Origin of the sequence: Allobaculum sp. (assembly GCF_047010065.1) — a bacterium.
GTDB lineage: Bacteria > Bacillota_I > Bacilli_A > Erysipelotrichales > Erysipelotrichaceae > Allobaculum > Allobaculum fili.
This window is the reverse complement of the sequence record NZ_JBKXLD010000132.1, coordinates 1-5,083: the sequence shown is the minus strand read 5'-3', so window position 1 is coordinate 5,083 and position 5,083 is coordinate 1. Positions and strand designations below refer to the sequence as shown.

The window sequence follows — 5,083 nt, the reverse complement described above, 5'->3', positions numbered from 1 at the left end:
ATTCCTGACGGACTTCTTTCAGGCGATCGTTGAAGCTTTCGTCAAATACGAGCTGCACGATGCCGGAGCGGTCGCGCAGGTCGATAAAGTTCATAGCTCCAAAGTTTCTTTTTTTGGAAACCCAGCCGACAAGTTCAACTGGAGTGTTTTCGTTCTCCAGACGAAGCTCGCCGTTGTGATGGCTTCGATTCATATCAGATAACCTCCTTAAAGGGAAAAAACAAAAGGAATTTGAAAATTAAAGGAATTGGAAAAGGGAATATAGACGGCAAAACGGGAAGGGAGGCTGCGATTCAGACTTTCTATACGCATTTCGCAGGCGTTATGCCGTTTTTGGATAAGGAAATGGATTCAGGTCAGGACGGGTAGTGTCAGCTTAGTCCTGATGATCGTGCGCTTCGTGCTCGTCATGGTCATGATCGTGCTCATGATGATGATCGTGACCGTGCTCATCGCCTTCTTCGAACTGACTGTCCATGAAGTCGATCAGCTCATCCGCATTCAGACTGGTCTGTTCGCGGGTCTGCGCGTTCTTAATCGTAACAGTGCGGTTTTTCGCTTCGTCTTCGCCGATCAGCAGCGTGAATTTGGCATGGGCGCGGTCTGCAGCCTTAAACTGCCCTTTGAACGATTTGCCCATGAAGTCCATGTCAGAACGGAATCCGTTGGCGCGCAGTTCGGTCAGAAGTTCAAACGCATAGCTGCGGGCTTCCGGATTGAGAACCATGACGTACGCATCCAGAGGCGGCTTTTCGCCAAGTTTAATGCCTTCCGCTTCCAGCGCGAGCAGAATGCGCTCTTCGCCAAGCGCCCAGCCGATGCCGGACATTTCCGGTCCGCCAAAATAGGGGATCAGGTTGTCGTAGCGGCCGCCGGCAAGAAGCGTAGCCTGGGCACCCATGGAAGGCGATTCGCTGACAATTTCAAAAACAGTATGCGTGTAGTAGTCGAGACCGCGAACCAGAGAAGGATCGACACGATACGGAATGTTCATTACATCGAGCAGATCAGTAACCGTCCTGAAGTATTCGCGGCTTTCCTTGTTGAGGTAGTCAGCCATGGACGGCGCGTTTTTCATGCAGTCCTTGTCGTGATCGACTTTGCAGTCGAGAAGACGGAGCGGATTCTGTTCATAGCGGCGCTTGCAGTCGGAACAGAGATCATCGACATATGGTGCGAAGTATTCTTTTAAAGCGCTTCGATACGCCGAGCGGGATTCGTCATCGCCAAGGGTATTCAGCAGAATGGTAATATGGTCAAGGCCAAGGGAACGCAGAATGGAGTAGGCGAGAACCATCGCTTCTACGTCCGAATACGGGCTCTTCAGACCAAGAGATTCGATACCGAACTGGTTGAAAATACGCAGACGGCCTTTTTGCGGACGTTCATGACGGTGCATCGGGCCGATATAATACAGCTTTACCGGAAGATCCGGCAGAGCGTACATTTTGTTTTCTACAAAGGAACGGACGACTCCTGCGGTTCCTTCCGGACGCAGAGTCAGGGACGTCGAAGAATTGGGAAGAGTAAAGGTGTACATCTCTTTGTTGACCATGTCGCTCGAATCGTTTTCGCGCTTGAAGACATTGGTGTGTTCAAAGATCGGGGTACGAATTTCATCAAAGTTGTAAAGAAGACAGAACTGACGGAATAAAGTTTCGAGCTGCTGCCAGGAGTAGCTTGCTTCTCCGTAAATATCCTGCGTTCCTCTCGGAATTTGGTAACTCATGTTTTCCTCCAGTTGACGGGCAGTTCAGCAGGGGCTGAACCGTACACTAAATCTTACTATATTTATTACGGTCATATAGCCTGAATTGAACAGACTCTGAAAAGGTTTTGCATTTTGTTCATCAAAACGGAAGGCCGTTTCCTTTCCGTCCGAAGATACTTCAAAAAAGCGGCAAGGGAAACGGGGCGAGCCCGGCCTTCCAAAAACTCCTGTTCAGAAAGGGCCTGTCCGCCTGCGGAATACCGAATTGAGGGAATGAAAAGCGAATTTCTTACCGTTCTTGCGTATTCTAAATACAGTTCTGTATTTTGGCGGTTCCAGCTGACAAACAGTCTGCTTTTAAAAACTGACGGAAGGCGGAACGAGCGCACCGTCCTGGACATCGTCAGTCTGTACACCGACAGATTGACAATTCAGAAAACGGCATAACCGTCTGCGCGCCTGTATACGAAAGAGTCAGCAGGCAGGAATCAGCAGACAATAGATAAGAATAGAAACATTATGAGCGGCCGGGTTCCGGCTTTTCATCGAAAAGCAAAAGATAAAAATCCAGAGCACAAGGATGCTGAGCGCCAGAATAACCGGCCTGAAAAGAGGGGATAGGATGAATGGTTCAGCGATTTTTAAACTGACAAGAAGTGCGCGAAAAGATTTTATTCTCGCCGTGATCTATGTTGCCATCGAGACTTTACTTGAAGTCATCACCCCGGTTTTGATGGCCGATATTATCGATATTGGCGTGATGCACCGGGATACGTCCATCTTTGTCAGCCGCGGTTTGGGGATGCTCGCTTGTGCAGCGGGTTCACTTCTTTTTGGTCTGCTCTATGCCAAAGCGGCAGCCCGGGCTGCGGCTACGGTCGCCAGCCAGATTCGACAGGCGCAGTTTGATCAGATCGAAAAGTTTTCGTTTGAAAACATCGACCGCTTTGAATCGTCGGGACTGATTACCCGACTGACGAGCGATGTCATGGTTTTGCAAAATACGATCACCAACGGCATTCGACCGATCGCGCGCGGCCCACTGATGCTCATTCTCGGCATCATCATGTGCTTTATCATCAGCTGGAAACTGTCCATCGTCTATCTGATCGTTTCGCCGATCATGGCTCTGCTGCTGATCTGGATCGTTTCGAAAGTCGCTCCGCAGTACCGGTTCATTCAGAAGACGGTCGATGCGCTCAATGAGGCAGTGGAAGAAAACCTGATTGCCATTCGTCTGGTGAAATCCTTTGTTCGTGCGGATTACGAAACAGACCGTTTCGACCGGGTCAACGAAGATCTGGCGTCTTTAATGCAGAAGACAAACCATCTGGCCTTCTTGAACCTGCCGCTCTTTCAGGCTTCGATGTATATCACGATTCTGGTTTTGCTGGCCATCGGTTCGATGATGATTGTGCAAAGCATGCTGGCTGTCGGTCAGCTGACCGGCATCATGTCCTACGTTCTGCAGATCATGAATGCCTTTATCATGATGTCCAATATCTTCCTGCTGCTGACCCGTTCCGCGGCTTCGATTCATCGCATTGAAGAAGTGCTCGACGAAAAGATTACAATGCACTCGCCCGAAGAGGGAAAGCTGCTTCAGGACGGTTCGATCGATTTTGAAAACGTCAGCTTCAAGTATTCGAAAGAAGGCAGGGAAGACGTTCTGAGCGATGTGACGCTTCATATTCCTTCAGGAAGCCGGGTCGGCATTATCGGAGCTACCGGATCGGCCAAATCGTCTCTGGCCATGCTCATTCCGCGACTGTATGACGTATCGAGCGGCACTCTGAAAGTCGGTCAGGAAAACGTTCATGATCTGGACTTGAAGGCGCTTCGCGAAGATGTTGCCATGGTTCTTCAGAAAAACACGCTCTTTTCCGGAACGGTTCGCGACAACCTGAAATGGGGCAATCCAAACGTCAGCGACGACGAAATTCTGAAAGCGATCGATCAGGCTGGAGCCAGCGAACTGATCGCCCGACTGCCCGGCGGTCTTGATATGGAACTCGGCCAGGCCGGCGTCAACGTGTCCGGCGGTCAGAAGCAGCGTCTGTGCATTGCCCGCGCGCTGCTGAAAAAGCCGAAAATTCTCATTTTTGATGACTCGACTTCGGCAGTGGATACGAAGACGGATGCGCTCATTCGTAAAAATCTTGCCGAGATTCACGGGCTTACGCAGATCATCATTGCACAGCGCGTCTCTTCAATTTCACACTGCGATCAGATCGTGGTCATGGATCAGGGTCGTATTGTACAGACCGGCACCCATGACGAACTTTTGAAAACCAGCCCGATTTACCGGGAAATTTATGAAAGCCAGCAGGGAGGAGGTCAGCCGGATGAACAGTAAATCAAATGCATCCAGACCCAGAAACCGTCGTTCGGTCTTTCGGCGTCTGCTCAACTACATGGGCAATCACCGGCTGACGTTTTTTGCGGTCGGCCTTCTGGTTACCGTTTCCGGTCTGGCCAATCTGGCTGGAACGTATATGATTCGCCCGATCGTCAATACAGCCGGCGAGGGCAATACGAACGGCGTGATCCGGCTTCTGGTGATCATGGGCGTCATTTATCTGACCGGCGTACTCAGTGCGTGGGGCTATACGCAGCTGATGGCCAAAGGCGCCCAGCAGGTCGTCAAGGAAATCCGGCACGATCTGTTTGTCCATATGGAATCTCTGCCGATCCGCGTATTCGATACGATAAAACAGGGCGATCTGATGGCGCGCTTCACTTCGGATGTCGATACAGTCAGCGATGCACTCAACAACTCGTTTGCATCCATGATTCAGAACTTCATTCAGGCATTTGGTACGCTGCTTCTGCTTTTCGTGCTCAACTGGAAACTTTCGCTGATCGTCGCTGTATTCTACCTGTTCATGTTCGCGTACGTTCTTCTCGCCAGCAAGACGAGCCGGAAATACTTCTCTTTCCAGCAGAAATACATCGGCGCGCTGAACGGTTTTGCGCAGGAAGCCATCCACGGTCTTCGCGTCATCAAAGTATTCAATCATGAAGACGCCAGTATGGAGCAGTTTAAGAAATACGATAAGAATCTCTATGCGGCTTCGAAAAAGGCGCTGTCCTATTCGCAGACGATGGTCCCCTTTATCGTTTCTGTTTCCTATATTAATTACGCCATTGTAGCGATTGCCGGCAGCTACATGGTTCTGCAGGGTCAGGCGGACGTCGGTTCGCTGGCCAGCTATCTTGTCTTTGTTCGGCAGGCAGCAGCACCGATTAACCAGTTCGTTTCCCAGGCAACGCTTCTGCTTTCGGCCCTTTCGGGTGCGGAGCGCATCTTTGATTTTATGGACATTGCGCCGGAAGCCGATCAGGGACACGTGACCCTCGCTTACGGAATTC

At 50.6% G+C, this 5,083-nt stretch carries 4 protein-coding genes; 2 read left to right on the top strand and 2 right to left on the bottom strand.

What is annotated here, in order from left to right; all coding sequences use genetic code 11:
- Both ACLUYS_RS09280 and hisS read right to left on the bottom strand, forming a co-directional pair.
- The coding region (locus ACLUYS_RS09280; protein ID WP_412659684.1) for an OB-fold nucleic acid binding domain-containing protein at nucleotides 1-193 on the bottom strand (193 nt) is incomplete at its 3' end.
- Nucleotides 194-376: 183 nt separating this feature from the next.
- On the bottom strand, nucleotides 377-1,729 hold the full coding sequence (gene hisS, locus ACLUYS_RS09275) for a histidine--tRNA ligase (protein ID WP_412659683.1): 1,353 nt from the start codon (nucleotides 1,727-1,729) through the stop codon (nucleotides 377-379).
- Nucleotides 1,730-2,333: 604 nt separating this feature from the next.
- Here hisS and ACLUYS_RS09270 point away from each other — a divergent pair.
- Nucleotides 2,334-4,067, top strand: coding sequence for an ABC transporter ATP-binding protein (locus tag ACLUYS_RS09270; protein ID WP_412659682.1), 1,734 nt, complete (start codon nucleotides 2,334-2,336; stop codon nucleotides 4,065-4,067).
- Nucleotides 4,057-5,083 (top strand): ABC transporter ATP-binding protein (locus ACLUYS_RS09265; RefSeq protein ID WP_412659681.1); only part of this gene is annotated, 1,027 nt, incomplete at its 3' end. The genes ACLUYS_RS09270 and ACLUYS_RS09265, both read left to right, overlap by 11 nt.

Bases quoted from the DNA above. Each gene is read 5' to 3' on its own strand.
- hisS (WP_412659683.1), bottom strand. From the start codon at position 1,729: ATGAGTTACCAAATTCCGAGAGGAACGCAGGATATTTACGGAGAAGCA.
- ACLUYS_RS09270 (WP_412659682.1), top strand. From the start codon at position 2,334: ATGAATGGTTCAGCGATTTTTAAACTGACAAGAAGTGCGCGAAAAGAT.